Source organism: Pantoea sp. FN0302 (genome assembly GCF_050113775.1).
GTDB classification, from domain to species: Bacteria; Pseudomonadota; Gammaproteobacteria; order Enterobacterales; family Enterobacteriaceae; genus Mixta; species Mixta alhagi.
Genome location: NZ_JBNJSM010000001.1, coordinates 183,240 through 198,878, shown reverse-complemented (window position 1 = coordinate 198,878; position 15,639 = coordinate 183,240). Strand labels below are relative to the sequence as shown.

Here is a 15,639-nt window from a genome sequence, read left to right as displayed (position 1 = left end):
ACCGTTATTGCACCAGCGAGCGGTAACGCTCGCGCAGACGATGGCGTAAGGCCATCGCCGTAAGATTTAAGCCAAGAATAATGGTCACCAGCAGCAACGCCGTGGCATATACCAACGGACGATCGGCCTCGGCGTTGGGACTTTGAAATGCCAGATCGTAAATCTGAAAGCCCAGATGCATAAACTTACGATCAAGATGCAGGTAAGGGAAAACGCCGTCTACCGGTAGTTCCGGGGCCATTTTCACCACGCCCACCAGCATCAGCGGTGCCGTTTCGCCCGCCGCACGTGCCACGGCGAGAATCAATCCGGTTAGCATGGCGGGCAGCGCCAGCGGCAGGGTAACGTGCCACAGCGTTTCCGCGCGGGTCGCGCCCAGCGCCAGCGAGCCGTGGCGCAGGCTGGCAGGAATGCGCGACAGTCCCTCTTCGGTCGCAACAATCACCACCGGCAAGGTCAACAATGCCAGCGTTAGCGACGCCCACAGCAGACCCGGCGTACCAAAGGTCGGATTAGGCAGTGATGTCGCGTAAAAAAGCTGATCAATCGTGCCGCCAATCAGCCAGACGTAAAACCCAAGACCAAACACGCCATAAACAATCGACGGTACGCCCGCCAGGTTAACCACCGCAATACGCACCAGCCGGGTTAACGCATGCCGATCGGCATACTCATGCAGCCAGACGGCGGCCACCACCCCCAGCGGCATCACCACCACCGACATCAACAACACCATCAGCACAGTGCCGAAAATAGCCGGGAAAGCACTGCCCTCGCCCGGGGAATCATCCGACGAAACGGCAACGAAATGCCACAGCTGCTGCAAAAAGTGCTGCCATTTTTGAACAAGCGTCATGGCGTTGGGATACCAGGCGTCACGGATTTGCGCCAGGGGAATGCGGTGCAGCTGGCCGTTCGCATCACGCAGCATCAGCGTATTACGCGCGCTCTCCTGTAACAGTGAAGCACGCCGCTCCGCCTGCCCCACAAACTGCCGCTGCAGTTCCACACGATTCGCCATCAGCATCGATCTTTTCTGCTCATTATCATTGCCGCTGGCCTTCAGCTCTAACGCTTCGGTTTCCAGTGCCTCAAGCTGCGCCGTGATATGCGCCATTTCATGACGGCGGATGCGCTCAGCCTGCTCCAGCAACTGATGCGTTTGCTGCAGGCGCTCCTGCAGGGCGCGTTGCATATTCTGCGCCGTAAGCGGCTGCTGATTCTCATAGAGACCGGCAAACCAGCCCAGCGCATCGCCGCCCACGCGCCGCTGTAGCACCAGCACCTCCGGCGGCTGTTCGCGGCGCTGAATATCACTTTCCAGCAGCGTGCGGAAATCAGAGGCGGAGACGTCGCGGTTACCGGTTTTAATTAAGTAGCGCGTAACCTGCTCCGGCAACTGCTGCGCCTGCGGCAGACCGGCATCAATCAGCTGCTGACGCGACAGGCGCTGGGTACTCACCACTTCGCCCAACAGCTGCGCCTCTCCGGCGGCGGGCTGGGCCAGCGTAAACAGTGTAACCGGCTGCGGCCAAAAATGGCGCAGCCCCTGCCAGGCCAGCAGCAGTAACAGCAGCAGAAACGCCAGCAGGCTAAAGGTTACTGCGCCTGCCGTCAGCCAGCGCCAGCGATCGTTTTGCGTTAGCGCACTCATCCCTGCCCCTCATGCTGACCATAACGACGACGCAAGCGCTGTCGCACCACTTCCGCCAGCGTATTCAATATCAGCGTAAACACCAACAGCACCAGCGCGCTGAGAAACAGGATGCGATAATGCGCGCTGCCTGCCGCCGCTTCCGGCATCTCAACGGCAATATTGGCGGAAAGCGCACGCACGCCGTGAAACAGGCCGCCTTCGGTCACCGGCGTATTGCCGGTGGCCATCAATACAATCATGGTTTCTCCTACCGCCCGACCAAAGCCAATCATCAATGCGGCAAAAATTCCCGAGGCAGCGCTGGGCAAAATCACGCGTGACAGGGTTTGCCACGCCGTGGCACCCAGCGCCAGCGACCCCTGCCCCAGCGCAGCCGGAACGCTGAAAATGGCATCTTCCGCCAGGGTAAAAATCAGCGGCACCAGTGCAAAGCCCATCGCCAACGCGGCGATCAGGAGGTTACGCTGCTCGTAGCCGCCCGGCAGCCGCTCCGCCAGCGGTTTGCCCCATAGCGCGGTATCAGCCAGCGGCATCAGCCACAGCGAGAGCGCACTTACCAGCAGCAGCAGCGGCACCAGCAGCCAAACCTCGCGCCCCGGCGCATCCAGCAGCCGCCAGCGCGACGGCAGACGCTTCAGTAATGGCCCACACAGCAGCAATGTCGCCGCCAGGGCAATAGGCAATAGCAGCACGCCGGAAAGCCGGGCGGCAATCTGCGGCGCCAGCCACAGGCTGGCGAACAGGCCAACCACCACGCTGGGCAGCGCGCCCATCATCTCCATCGCCGGTTTGATCCAGCGACGTAGCGCCGGCGACATAAACCAGGCGGTGTAGATAGCCGCGGCCAGCGCCAGCGGCGTGGCAAACAGCATCGCCAACGCAGCCGCCTTCAGCGTACCCGCCACCATCGGCACCAGACTGAATTTCGCCTGATAAGGATCGTCAACCGCCGTCGATTGCCAGACCCAGTCCGGCTGCGGATAGTTTTCATACCAGACTTTTTGCCACAGGTTTTTCAGGCTGATATCGGGCCAGGGATTGTCGATGCGCCAGTATTGCCAGCCGTCAGTGCGTTCGATCAGCAACCCATCGCCCGACGGCGCAAATTGCGCCTGCTGTACGCCCTCGCCCAGCGCGTGGCGAAAAAAAACGCCCTCTCGCTTGCTGGCGAACATCTGAAGTTCGCCAGCGGCGCTGATGGTGGCAAACACCCGGCGCTGTGGCTCGGTAATCAGCTGTTGCTGCGCGCGCGCGCCAGCAAAATCGCGGATACGATGCAGATGTACACCTCGCTCATCGGCAACATCAAACCACTGGCTGATGCCGCGTTCGTCAGCCAGCAACAGCGAACGCCCGCCGCTCAGCAAAGCCATCTGGCGCGGTGGATGCGTCAGCGGAAAGGTATCGCGTAGCGTGACCTGTTGGCCGTTTATCTGCCAGACGCGTAAGCTGTGCTCGCTGGTGGCAAACAGCAACGAGCCGTTGGGCGTCAGTAACAGCTGATTAACTGGCCCGCTGGCCAGCATATCGCTCTGCATCGGCTGCCCGGCCTGTAAGCGCAGCAGCCGGATATGCTGCCCATCGCTGAGCGCCGCCAGCCACTGCTGCGCGCCGCTGGCTGCCAGGGCCGCCAGGGTAAAGCCACTGCCGCCGCTGTCAAAAACGCCATCGCCCAGCGGAAACTTCCAGTTCGGCATCGCGTCCGCCGCGCTAAAGTCAGGTTGGACCAGTCGGAAATTGCCATCGGGCTGTAACAGCAGTAGGCTGCTGTTATCGGCGGTCGCCGCGCTTACTACCGGCCCGCGTGCCAGCTGTAAAGATGGCTCGGGCGCAGCGCCGTTCAGCGGAAAAAAGCGGCCTTCGCCCTGGCTATCGATACGCCAGCCCCAGCCCTGATTAACACCCAGCGCGACGGCAGGCTGTGCCGAAAGCACGGGCTGCGACGGCCCCGCCTGCATGGACGGCGTGGCAAACAGTGGCATTACTACCCACAGCAGCCAGACAAACAGCAGCATCATGACCAGCAGCACGCTGACGCCACAGGCAGCGATCGCACGCGCGGTCAGGCGGTCAACATAACGCCGGGTACGGTTGCTGTAGTTGACGGGAATATGGTTATCGATCATCGTGCCTGCGGATTCCTTGTATTGAAGCCGCTATGTTGCCCGTAGCTCTCTGATATGACAACCATTGAGGTTAGACATTGCTGCCATACTCTCGCCATAATGAAATCGGAAACTGGATACCCTCGTCTCAAATCAGCACAACGGAGCCATAATGGGTCAGGAAAAGCTTTACATAGAAAAAGAACTGAGCTGGTTATCCTTTAATGAACGCGTACTGCAGGAAGCCGCAGACAAGACTAACCCGCTGATCGAGCGCATGCGCTTTCTGGGCATTTATTCGAATAACCTGGAAGAGTTTTATAAGGTGCGCTTTGCCGACCTGAAGCGGCGCATTTTGATTGGCGAGGAACAGGGGTCACCCAACACGCCGCGTCATCTGCTAAAGAAAATTCAGCAGCGCGTCCTGCGGGCCGATCAGGAGTTCGATGGTTTATATAACGATCTGCTGCTGGAGATGGCGCGTAATCAGATCTTCCTGATTAACGAACGGCAGCTGTCGCCTAATCAGCAAAGCTGGCTGCGTCACTACTTTAAGCATGAGCTGCGCCAGCATGTGACGCCGATTCTGATAAATCACGATACCGATCTGATTGAGTTCCTGAAGGATGATTACACCTATCTGGCGGTGGAGATTATTCGCGGCGAAGATATCCGCTATGCCCTGCTGGAAATCCCCTCTGATAAAGTGCCACGCTTTGTTAATCTGCCTGCAGAGTCGCCACGCCGCCGCAAGCCGATGATCCTGTTGGATAACATTTTGCGTTACTGCCTGGACGATATTTTCAAAGGCTTTTTTGACTACGACGCGCTTAACGCCTACTCCATGAAAATGACGCGTGACGCCGAGTACGATCTGGTTACCGAAATGGAATCGAGCCTGCTGGAACTGATGTCCTCCAGCCTCAAACAGCGTCTTACCGCCGAGCCTGTGCGCTTTGTTTATCAGCGCGATATGCCCAATGCGATGGTTGAGCTGCTGCGTAATAAGCTGAATATCTCTAATTACGACTCTATCGTCCCGGGTGGGCGTTATCATAATTTCAAAGATTTCATCAGCTTTCCGAACGTGGGCAAAACCAATCTGGTGAACAAGCCGATGCCGCAGCTACGGCATATCTGGTTCGACGGCTTTCGCAACGGTTTCGATGCGATCCGTAATCATGACGTGCTGCTTTATTATCCTTACCACACCTTTGAACATGTGCTGGAGCTGCTGCGTCAGGCGTCATTCGATCCCAGTGTGCTGGCGATTAAGATCAATATTTATCGCGTAGCGAAGAACTCACGCATTATTGATGCGATGATCCACGCCGCCTATAACGGCAAAAAAGTGACGGTGGTGGTAGAGCTGCAGGCGCGTTTTGATGAAGAGGCCAATATTCACTGGGCCAAGCGCCTCACCGAAGCGGGCGTGCATGTGATCTTCTCGGCGCCGGGCCTGAAAATTCACGCCAAGCTGTTCCTGATTTCGCGCCGTGAAGGCGATGAAATTGTGCGCTATGCCCATATCGGCACCGGTAATTTCAATGAAAAAACCGCGCGCATTTATACCGACTACTCCCTGCTTACCGCCGATGCGCGTATCACCAATGAGGTACGCCGGGTATTTAACTTTATTGAAAACCCCTATCGCCCGGTAAGCTTTGATTATCTGATGGTGTCGCCGCAGAACTCGCGCCGCATGCTCTATCAACTGATTGATGAAGAAATTGCCAACGCGCAGCAGGGTATCCCGGCAGGGATTACACTGAAAGTGAATAACCTGGTTGATAAAGGTCTGGTGGATCGTTTGTATACCGCTTCCAGCGTGGGCGTGAAAGTGAATCTGCTGGTGCGCGGCATGTGTTCACTGATCCCTAATCTTGACGGGATCAGCGACAATATTCGCGTAACCAGCATTGTTGACCGCTATCTGGAGCACGATCGCGTTTATATTTTTGATAACGGCGGTGATAAAAAAGTCTTTCTCTCTTCCGCCGACTGGATGACGCGCAATATCGATTACCGCATTGAAGTGGCGGTGGCCATCCTTGATCCTGTTCTGAAACAGCGCGTGCTGGATATTATTGCCATCCTGTTAAGTGATACTGTAAAAGCCCGCATTATTGATAAAGAACTGAGTAACCGTTATGTGCCGCGTGGAAACCGCCGTAAGGTGCGAGCGCAGCAGGCCATTTACGAATACATCAAATCTCTGGAACAACCTGAATAACTCACTATGCCGATATCCCATAAGAATATGCCACGACCGCAAGAATTTGCCGCTATTGACCTCGGTTCCAATAGCTTTCACATGGTCATTGCCCGCGTGGTGGATGGCGCAATGCAGGTGCTGGGCCGTCTGAAACAGCGCGTGCACCTGGCGGACGGGCTGGGCGCGGATAACGTGCTGAGCGAAGAGGCTATCCAGCGCGGACTTAGCTGTCTGGCGCTGTTTGCCGAGCGTCTGCAAGGCTTCAGCGCCTCGAACGTGACCATTGTCGGTACGCATACGCTACGCCAGGCGGTTAATGCAGAAGATTTTCTGCGGCGCGCGGCGGAAGTGATCCCCTACCCGATTGAAGTGATCTCTGGTCATGAAGAGGCGCGCCTGATTTTTATGGGCGTTGAGCATACGCAGCCGGAAAAAGGCCGCAAGCTGGTGATTGATATCGGCGGCGGCTCTACCGAGCTGGTAATCGGGGAAGATTTTGAACCCAAGCTGGTAGAGAGCCGCCGTATGGGCTGCGTCAGCTTCGCCAATCTCTATTTTCCCGGCGGTGTGATTAGTCAGGAAAATTTCCGCCGCGCGCGTCTGGCTGCGGCGCAAAAACTGGAAACGCTGGCCTGGCAATATCGGCTGCTCGGCTGGCAATACGCGCTGGGCGCTTCCGGCACCATCAAGGCTGCTTGCGAAGTGCTGCAGGCGATGGGCGAAAAAGAGAAACAGGTGACGCCGGAGCGGCTGGAAAGGCTGTATGACGAAGTGATGAAGCACAAATCCTTCGCCGCGCTGAGCCTGCCTGGCCTGTCGGAAGAGCGGAAAGCGGTATTTGTGCCGGGTCTGGCCATCCTTTGCGGCGTATTTGATGCGCTGGCGATCCGCGAGCTGCGTCTTTCCGACGGCGCCCTGCGCGAAGGGGTGCTGTATGAGATGGAAGGCCGCTTCCGCCATCAGGATATTCGTAGCCGTACCGCACAGAGCCTGGCGAATCATTACAATATCGACAGCGATCAGGCGCGACGCGTGCTGGAAACCACCGATGAACTCTGGCAACAGTGGCGCGATCAAAATCCCCGACTGGCTAATCCTCAGCTCGCATCGCTGCTGCAGTGGGCGGCACTGCTGCACGAAGTTGGCTTAACCATCAACCACAGCGGTATGCAGCGCCACTCGGCCTATATCCTGCAAAACACCAACCTGCCCGGTTTTAATCAGGATCAACAGCTGCTGCTGGCTACGCTGGTACGCTATCACCGTAAAGCGATCAAGAGTGACGATCTGCCGCGTTTTACGCTGTTTAAAAAGAAACAGATCCTGCCGCTGGTGTTTTTGCTGCGTCTTGGCACGCTGCTGAATAATCAGCGCCAGGCGACCAATCGCCCGGAGCGGCTGACATTGACCACCAACGAAGGGCACTGGACGCTGCGCTTCCCGGCCGGATACTTCAGCCAGAATACGCTGGTCCAGCTCGATTTAGAGCGTGAGCAGGCGTACTGGGAGGATGTTACCGGCTGGAAGCTAGTGATAGAAGAAGAGGCGTAACGCACGCCGGCGAATTCGGGCGGCGCTTCCTCCGCCCGCATCAACCAGAAAAAAGAAGATGACGATACGTCCGGATAACTATTTTACTGAAAAATATCAGCTTACCGCCACGCACTCCGAAGTGGTGGCGGCGTTACCTTTCCTGACGCCAGGCAAAGCGCTGGATGTAGGCTGCGGCAGCGGACGCAACAGCCTGTGGCTGAATATGAAAGGGTTTGAGGTCACCGCCTGGGATAAAAATCCGCAAAGCATTGAGCGGCTGAACCAGATCATTGTTGCCGAAGCGATCGGCGGCATTGAAACGCAGGTTACCGATCTCAACAGCGTACGTTTTAACGGCGCGTATGATTTTATTCTTTCCACCGTCGTGATGATGTTTTTACAGCCGGAAACCATTCCGCAGCTGATTGCCGATATGCAGGCCAGCACCGTCAAAAACGGCTATAACCTGATTGTCGCCGCGATGGATACAGACGATTATCCCTGCCCGATCCCCTTCCCTTTCACCTTTAAATCAGGTGAATTGAGCCACTACTACCGCCAATGGCAGATTATTAAATATAACGAGCATGTTGGTCAGCTGCACAGAACGGATGAGAACGGCAACCGCATTAGCCTGCGATTCGCCACGCTGCTGGCAAAAAAGGCGCCGGCAGAATAATCAGCTCTCTATCAGCGTGGTTAGCGGCTGCGGCTCACTGATGGCGAAGCCCTGTAAATAGTCGATGCCCAGCCCGCGCAGCGCAGCCGCGACCGCATCTGATTCAACGCACTCCGCCACGATCTGCATCCGCTTCAGCCGGGCGACGCGGCAGATAGATTCAATAATTTGATAGTCCAGCGGGCTGTGCAGCATATTCTGGATAAAGCTACCGTCAATTTTCAGCATATCAGCCTGCAGGGTTTTCAACTGCAGGTAGCTGGCATAGCCCGCGCCGAAGTTATCAATCGCAATGCGGCATCCCAACCGACGCAGGGAATTAATGGTGCGATAGCCTGCTGAAAAGTGCCTGTTTCCGGCGGCCTCGCTGATTTCCAGAATCAGTTGCCACGGCTCAACCTGATGCTGCTTAAGCAACTGCTCCAGCTCGCTGACAAAGTGCGGACGATAAAGGCTGGCGGCATGAATATTGATAGCAAAACGCATCGCCGGCAAACGCGTCCGGCTGCTATCGATAAAGCTCAGCGCATGATTTAATACCCAGCGATCCATTTCCCATGTCAGACCAAACTCCTGCACTATCGGTAAAAAATGCTCAGGCGCCAGCTGTTCTCCCTGCGTATTCACCAGCCTCAGCAGCAGCTCATGGTAATCATCGCCGCGTAAGCCCTCAATACGCTGCGCCATCATCACAAAGCGCTCGTTATCCAGCGCCTGCTGAACTTCATCCAGCAGCGCCAGCTTTTCTTTCACCAGGCGCTGAGCGGTAATGTTGTCCTGCTGCAAGTTTTCCGGCTGATGGCTACGCAGAGAAATTTCAGCCATTTCACTAAGCTGTCCCAGCAGCCCTGGCAAATTACTTACCGGCGGCACTATATGACAAAAGCTGATGCCGATATCGGGCTGTAACGGCAATCCCTGCCAGCGCAAACTGTAGCGTTCGATGCGGCTGCTTATCTGTTCAATGCGCGTTTCATAGGTGGCTTTGTCCAGACGCAGCGCCAGCGCAAAGCCAGGCAAATGGTAAATCACCTCTTTGGGCTGCAACAATGGCTGTAGATACGCCGCCAGCCGACGCTTATATTCAACGCGCAGATCCAGCCCCCAGGTTCGGCTAAGGCGATCGAGATCGGGAATGCGTAAAAAACAGAGCGTGGAGGAAGCCTGCTGCGCCAGCATCGCTTTGAGCGCACGCAGATTCGGCAGATCCACCACCGGATCCACCAGCGCCGCCTCGCGTGATTTCTTAATCAGCCTGCGCTGGCGCACACCGTTGACGCCAATAAAGTACAGAATTAACGACCATATCAGCAGATTAGTGGTATTGAGGGCCAAGTGCAGCGACAGTTCGGGCTGGGTACGAAATTGATAGAGTAAAATCAGCACCAGCGACCATGCCAGCGCGGAGATGAGATAGCCGAAGCGCGCCGATGCCCATAGCATGACGGGCAGCAGCAGCAGCAAGGCAAAGTCTCTGATTGCCTGGTTATGCAGCTCGCGATTCATTAACATCAACAGGATAAGCAGCGACGTCAGCAAAATCAGCCAGCCCCTGATTTCTACAGCGCTCACGCTTTCCGCGATCTGCTGGCGCAACAGGTTAACCTGACGGGAAAAGTAGCGCGTATGGCGAAAACAGCGGATCGCCATATAGTAAAGCGGCAGGATCGCCACACAGGATATCAGGATGGCCTGATAGTTGATCAGCGTGCGTAACGTCAACGGATTGCGGTTAAAAATCGAGAGGGCCACGGGGATAACTTTCATCGTTACCATCGTTTGCAGCAAAAATACCAGCAGCGTCGGCAGAAGAAAGCCGATCCAGAACAGCCGCATTATGCCCAGCCCTTGCGTACCGGGCGTCGCCCCCCATCTGCGTCCAGCCCAGATGCGGTAGCCCAGCCAGCAGATGCTGATTGCGCTAACAAACAGGATGCAGGTGATCAGCGCGGGCCCTGGCGAAAAAATCATTAAATAATGCCATAAAAGCGCCAGCGTAATGCCGGGCAGTGCCGCCCAGTCAAACACCATCAGCAACGCCACCGTTAACGTCACCGGTAAAAACAGCAGATAAACCGGACCGTCTGGCAGCAGCAGCTTGACCGATAAAGCGCTGGAAAGCGGCATCAGCAATAATGCCAGCCATAACGGGACGCCCCACCAGCAGCGTCGGAATTGACTAAGCGATGACAGGTTATATCCGGTAAACAAAACGGCCCCTTCGGAATGATAAAGCGCGCAGCGAATGCTGCCTCAAGCAAAACCGCTCTCATACTAAGTTCCGGCAGGCTTTCAGGCTTGATATACGTCAAACATTCTTATTAAAACCGCTTTAGTCCGCCCGTTGTTTAGCTCACAGACCGATTATATCGGTTAGTTTTCCTGAACCGGCTGATAGCACGACATTGACCTGACGGTAACGCTGTGCCTAAATTGTCTCACCGCCTCCGGGCCAGCTACAGGAGTCCCTGCGTGAACAGCATTACCTCATTGCGAAAACGGCGTAAAACTGGCCGCATGACCCGCATTGTGTTGTTAATCAGCTTTATCATATTGATTGGTCGTTTGTTGTTTGTTTTGCCCGGCGCGTTTCAGCATCATCAGGATAAAAAAACCAATGCCGGGGTGCCCATGACAATTCAGCCCGTCAATAAAGAGTAATGACGCGAGCGTTAAGTTGCCTTAACTGAGACAACTTACCCTCTCTTCATGCCTGTAGAAAACAGCGGGCTTATGCCCATGCTTCCGGACACAAGGGAATTTTTATGTCTGTATCCCAAGCCCAATCTCAAGCCCGGCAGCTCGCCGATACCCGCAGCCGTATTCTGACACTTTTACTTAATGAGCCGGAACTGATAGAAAGCCTACTGCAGCCGCAGGAGCACTCGCCGTTGTCGGCAGAACTGTCGAGGCATATTGACAGCCTGCGCCAGGATCTTGCCCTGCTGCATGCGGCGGATATTGCCGATATTCTTGAAGCCCTGCCGGAAGAGGAGCGCCAGGCGCTGTGGCAGCTGGTGGATAACGACCGTCGCGGTCAGGTGCTGGTAGAGGCGTCGGAAACCGTCTGGGAAAGCCTGACTGAAGTCATGAGCGATAAAGATATTCTGCAGGCCATTGCGCCGCTGGATATTGACGATCAGGCTTATCTGGCGAAATATCTGCCGCGCGATCTCACCGGACGGCTGCTTACCACGCTGGACCCAACGCTGCGCGCCCGCGTACTGAACGTGGTGCATTTCGACCGCGATCGCGTTGGTCGCATCATGGACTTTAACTTCATTACCGTACGCGCCGATGTCGATCTGGCGACGGTGCAGCGCTTTTTACGACGCCGGCGCGCCATCCCGGAAGGCACCGATAAGCTGTTTATCACCGATAAAAACAATGTGCTACTGGGTGAGCTGCCGCTTACCGATATTTTGCTGAACCAGCCCGACACGCCGGTTTCTTCAGTGATGAACGATCGCCCCAATACTTTTCGTCTGGATGATAAGGCGGAAGATGCCGCTGGCGCTTTTGAACGCTATAACCTGATTTCCGCCGCGGTGATTGATGCGCAGGGCAAGCTGATTGGCCGCGTGACAATTGAAGATATTATCGACCTGGTAAATGAAGAGAACGAAAGCAATATCCGTAAAATGGGCGGCCTGAGCCAGGAAGAAGAGGTTTTTGCGCCGGTAAAAAAGGCGGTGCGCACCCGCTGGACCTGGCTGGCGGTGAATCTTTGCACGGCGTTCATCGCTTCCCGGGTGATTGGCCTGTTCGAAGAGACAATTTCGCAACTGGTGGCGCTGGCGACGCTGATGCCGATTGTGGCGGGTATCGGTGGTAATACCGGCAACCAGACGATTACCATGATCGTGCGCGCGCTGGCGCTGCATCAGGTCGAGCCTGGGAACTTTAATTTTCTTTTTATGCGTGAGCTGGGCGTGGCGCTCATCAATGGCCTCTTCTGGGGCAGCATCATGGGCGGCATCACCTGGCTGATGTATGACAACCTGGCGCTGGGCGGCGTGATGATGCTGGCGATGGTCCTTAACCTGCTGCTGGCGGCGATGGTCGGCGTGCTGATCCCGTTGGTCATGACCAAACTCAACCGCGATCCGGCCATTGGCTCCAGCGTGATGATTACCGCGCTGACCGACACCGGCGGCTTCTTTATTTTCCTCGGTCTGGCAACGCTGTTTTTGCTGCACTGAAACAGCCCGGCATCACTTCTCACTGACAGGCCTTCGGTTTACCGCAGGCCTTTTTTCTGCCTCCTCTTTCTTTCAGTCATAAGAGCATTGGCCGCTGCCCCTCACAAATCGCCAACATTATCGCCGGGTTTTGTTGACAATTTGTTGTAGGTGAAAATAAATGTATAGACAACCCATGACAAGTGGAAGGTAAACCGTGCTTCTTGCTGCTCACGATGTTGTCTGGCGCAATGCCCGTCTGGCAACGTTCGATCCCGATCGTCAAACGCCTTATGGATTGCTGGATAATCACGATCTGGTTATTCGCGACGGCCATATTTTGGCTATTTTACCGGCGTCCACCGCCTCTGGTGGTACGGTTCACGACCTTCAGGGGCGGCTGGTCACCCCAGGCTTAATCGACTGCCATACCCATTTAGTGTTTGCCGGCAACCGCGCCGCTGAATGGGAACAGCGGATGAACGGCGTCTCCTATCAACAAATCAGCGCCCAGGGCGGAGGAATTAACGCCACGGTTGCCGCAACCCGTCAGGCCCCGGAAAGTGAGCTGCTGAAGCTGGCTACCGCACGGCTGCAGCGGCTGATGAATGAAGGGGTAACCACGCTGGAAATTAAATCTGGCTACGGGCTTACGCTGGAAGATGAAGCGAAAATGCTGCGGGTGGCGCGCCAGCTGGCGGCTCAGCATCCGGTGGACATCAGCCCGACGCTGCTCGCCGCCCATGCGGCGCCCGCTGAATATCGTCACGATAAAGATGCCTGGATCAGCCTGATTTGTGAAACCCTGCTGCCACAGCTGTGGCAAGAAGGCCTGTTTGAAGCGGTCGATGTGTTTTGTGAAAGCGTGGGCTTCACGCCGCAACAGTGCGAGCGGGTATTTGCTGCCGCACAGCGTTACGGTATTCCGGTTAAAGGCCACGTTGAGCAGCTCTCGTTGCTGGATGGCGCGCAGCTGGTGAGCCGCTATCAGGGGCTGTCGGCAGATCATCTGGAATATCTGGATGAGCAAGGCGTGCGGGCGATGCGCGCCAGTAATACGGTAGCGGTACTGTTACCAGGCGCATTTTATTTCCTGCGGGAAAGCCAGCGTCCGCCGGTAGAAATGCTGCGCCGCCATCAGGTGCCGATCGCGGTAGCCACCGATTACAATCCTGGCACCAGCCCTTTCGCCAGTCTGCATTTATCTATGAACATGGCCTGCGTTCAGTTCGGCCTGACGCCGGAAGAAGCCTGGTCGGGCGTAACGCGTCATGCGGCTCAGGCGCTGGGCCGACAGCATACGCACGGTCAGCTTAAAGCGGGCTTTATCGCCGATCTTGCCATCTGGGAGGCGGAGCAGCCGGTGGAAATGGTTTACGAGCCGGGCCGCAATCCGCTTTATGCACGGGTCTTTCGCGGTCAAATTACGCACGGGAGCGCATTATGAAACAGTGGCGTCCCACCTCTGCTGAGGTCTGGCAGGGTCGCGACGATAGCGGAGAGGCAGCTAACGCCCTGCGTCTGTTCCAGACCATTATCTGCAGCACAACGTTTTGCCCTGAACAGCTACCCGGCGATATTGCGCTGCTGGGATTCGCCTGCGATGAAGGGGTAAGACGCAACCACGGACGAACCGGCGCTGCTCAGGCACCCGCTATACTGCGTCGCGCCCTGGCCAATCTGGCCAGCCATGCGGAACATACGCGACTGGCAGACTGCGGCGATATTTTTGTCGAACAGGATAACCTGGAACAGGCGCAGCAGGCGTTGCGCGAAGCGGTACTCGCCTGTCAACGCGCCGGGAAACGCACGTTGGTGCTGGGCGGCGGCCATGAAACCGCTCTGGGGCATGGCCTGGGAGTGCTGGATGCCTTCCCGCAGGAAAAGGTGGGCATAATCAATCTGGATGCGCATCTGGATTTACGCCATGCGCCGCAGGCCACCTCAGGCACACCGTTTCGTCAGCTGGCGCGCTATTGCGAAACGCAACAGCGCGACTTTCGTTACGCCTGCTGCGGCTTAAGCATGGCGGCCAATACGCAGGCGTTGCTTGATGAGGCAGCCTGTCGTCATGTGACGATCGTAGAGGATTTACACTGTCTGAGCGCGCCGACAGAGGCCATTGCGCAGCTTGAGCAGTTTATGGCGGATCTTGATCGCATCTATCTCACCATCGATTTAGATGTACTGCCCGCCTGGGAAATGCCGGCGGTCTCTGCCCCTGCCGCGCTCGGCGTTCCCTGCGCAATATTGTTGCAGTTGCTGGCAGCCATTTGCCGCAGCGGCAAACTCCAGGCGGTGGATCTGGTGGAGTTTAACCCTGCGCGCGATCGGGACGGGCAAGGGGCAAGCGTGGCGGCGCGCATCGCCTGGCAGGTCGCGCGCTGGTGGGGATAAATTACTGAATCCGGGATGGAATTGGGTATACTTATTGCCATCAGCCAGGCAGCCGCAAGGAATATCGCATGTTTTTATCCCGATCCCGGTCTACCGCCGCCAGCGCGCCCGTGCCCTTGTACGCGAAGGTCAAACAGGCCATCAGTAAACAAATCAGCGCTGGCGTCTGGCGTCCTCACGATCGCATCCCTTCGGAAGCGGAACTGGTGGCGCAGTTTGGCTTCAGCCGAATGACGATCAACCGCGCGCTGCGGGAACTCACCGATGAAGGCCTGCTGGTGCGTCTGCAGGGCGTTGGCACCTTTGTGGCGGAACCCAAAGGCCAGTCGGCGCTGTTTGAAATTCGTAGCATCGCTGATGAAATTACCGCACGTCATCATCAGCACCGCTGTGAGGTGCTGAAACTTGAACAGATCAAGGCTGATTTTACCCAGGCAGCCGCGCTGGACGTGGAGGAAGGCACGCCGGTTTTCCATTCAGTGATGGTTCATTTTGAAAACGACGTGCCAGTGCAGATTGAAGATCGTTGCGTTAACGCAATGGTTGCCCCGCATTACCTGCAACAGGATTTTACCGCCACCACCCCGCATGCTTATCTCTCTCTGGTCGCGCCGCTTACCGAAGGTGAGCATATTGTCGAGGCGGTAAAATCAACGCCTGAAGAGCAGATGCTGCTGCAGATTGACGATAGCGAACCTTGCCTGCTGATCCATCGTCGCACCTGGTCAACGCAGCACATTGTTTCCCATGCCCGCCTTTTATTCCCCGGTTCACGCTATCGTTTACAGGGTCACTTTATGTCCTAATGCCGGTCAACGTTGCCGGCGAAATTTATGTAAAAGCGCTGTGAAATCCGTGATAGCTAACGCAAA

General features: G+C 56.3%; 11 protein-coding genes. 8 read left to right on the top strand and 3 right to left on the bottom strand.

All coding sequences use genetic code 11. The annotated features are described in order from the left end of the window. Positions 1 to 4 precede the first annotated feature (4 nt). Positions 5 to 1,654 (bottom strand): phosphate ABC transporter permease PstA, encoded by a 1,650-nt coding sequence (gene pstA / locus ACQE32_RS00900; protein WP_426971720.1) that lies wholly within the window; start codon positions 1,652 to 1,654, stop codon positions 5 to 7. Further along, entirely contained in the window at positions 1,651 to 3,783 is a 2,133-nt protein-coding gene (locus ACQE32_RS00895; RefSeq protein ID WP_427021198.1) for an ABC transporter permease subunit, read from the bottom strand. The genes pstA and ACQE32_RS00895 overlap by 4 nt, the downstream gene beginning before the upstream one ends. A gap of 151 nt (positions 3,784 to 3,934) precedes the next feature. On the opposite strand from ACQE32_RS00895, the gene ppk1 reads away from it, so the two are divergent. Genes ppk1 through tehB form a run of 3 tightly spaced genes read left to right on the top strand, consistent with a single transcriptional unit; the run spans position 3,935 to position 8,189 of the window. Further along, the gene (gene ppk1 / locus ACQE32_RS00890) at positions 3,935 to 5,995 is read left to right on the top strand and encodes a polyphosphate kinase 1 (RefSeq protein ID WP_085070783.1); all 2,061 of its coding nucleotides are present in this window, start codon (positions 3,935 to 3,937) and stop codon (positions 5,993 to 5,995) included. A gap of 6 nt (positions 5,996 to 6,001) precedes the next feature. Next, the gene (gene ppx / locus ACQE32_RS00885) at positions 6,002 to 7,528 is read left to right on the top strand and encodes an exopolyphosphatase (protein ID WP_426971718.1); all 1,527 of its coding nucleotides are present in this window, start codon (positions 6,002 to 6,004) and stop codon (positions 7,526 to 7,528) included. Positions 7,529 to 7,586: 58 nt separating this feature from the next. Next, entirely contained in the window at positions 7,587 to 8,189 is a 603-nt protein-coding gene (gene tehB / locus ACQE32_RS00880; RefSeq protein ID WP_426980682.1) for a tellurite resistance methyltransferase TehB, read from the top strand. On the opposite strand, the gene ACQE32_RS00875 is transcribed toward tehB, so the two are convergent. Beyond that, entirely contained in the window at positions 8,190 to 10,400 is a 2,211-nt protein-coding gene (locus ACQE32_RS00875) for an EAL domain-containing protein (protein ID WP_427021197.1), read from the bottom strand. A gap of 261 nt (positions 10,401 to 10,661) precedes the next feature. Between ACQE32_RS00875 and ACQE32_RS00870 the strand changes: the two genes are divergently transcribed. The 5 genes from ACQE32_RS00870 to ACQE32_RS00850 all read left to right on the top strand — a co-directional run bounded on the left by ACQE32_RS00870 (position 10,662) and on the right by ACQE32_RS00850 (position 15,573). Continuing rightward, positions 10,662 to 10,850: a YfgG family protein gene (locus ACQE32_RS00870; protein WP_426971714.1), complete on the top strand. Its 189-nt coding sequence runs from the start codon at positions 10,662 to 10,664 to the stop codon at positions 10,848 to 10,850. A gap of 104 nt (positions 10,851 to 10,954) precedes the next feature. Further along, a complete protein-coding gene (mgtE, locus tag ACQE32_RS00865) occupies positions 10,955 to 12,391 on the top strand; it encodes a magnesium transporter (RefSeq protein WP_426971713.1) in 1,437 nt (478 codons plus the stop codon). Positions 12,392 to 12,587: 196 nt separating this feature from the next. Then, a complete protein-coding gene (gene hutI, locus ACQE32_RS00860; protein ID WP_427021196.1) occupies positions 12,588 to 13,817 on the top strand; it encodes an imidazolonepropionase in 1,230 nt (409 codons plus the stop codon). Beyond that, positions 13,814 to 14,767 carry a formimidoylglutamase gene (gene hutG / locus ACQE32_RS00855; RefSeq protein WP_427021195.1) on the top strand — a complete coding sequence of 318 codons (954 nt, stop codon included), beginning with the start codon at positions 13,814 to 13,816 and terminating at the stop codon, positions 14,765 to 14,767. The genes hutI and hutG overlap by 4 nt, the downstream gene beginning before the upstream one ends. Before the next feature lie 68 nt (positions 14,768 to 14,835). Continuing rightward, a complete protein-coding gene (locus ACQE32_RS00850; RefSeq protein WP_426971708.1) occupies positions 14,836 to 15,573 on the top strand; it encodes a histidine utilization repressor in 738 nt (245 codons plus the stop codon). Positions 15,574 to 15,639 lie beyond the last annotated feature (66 nt).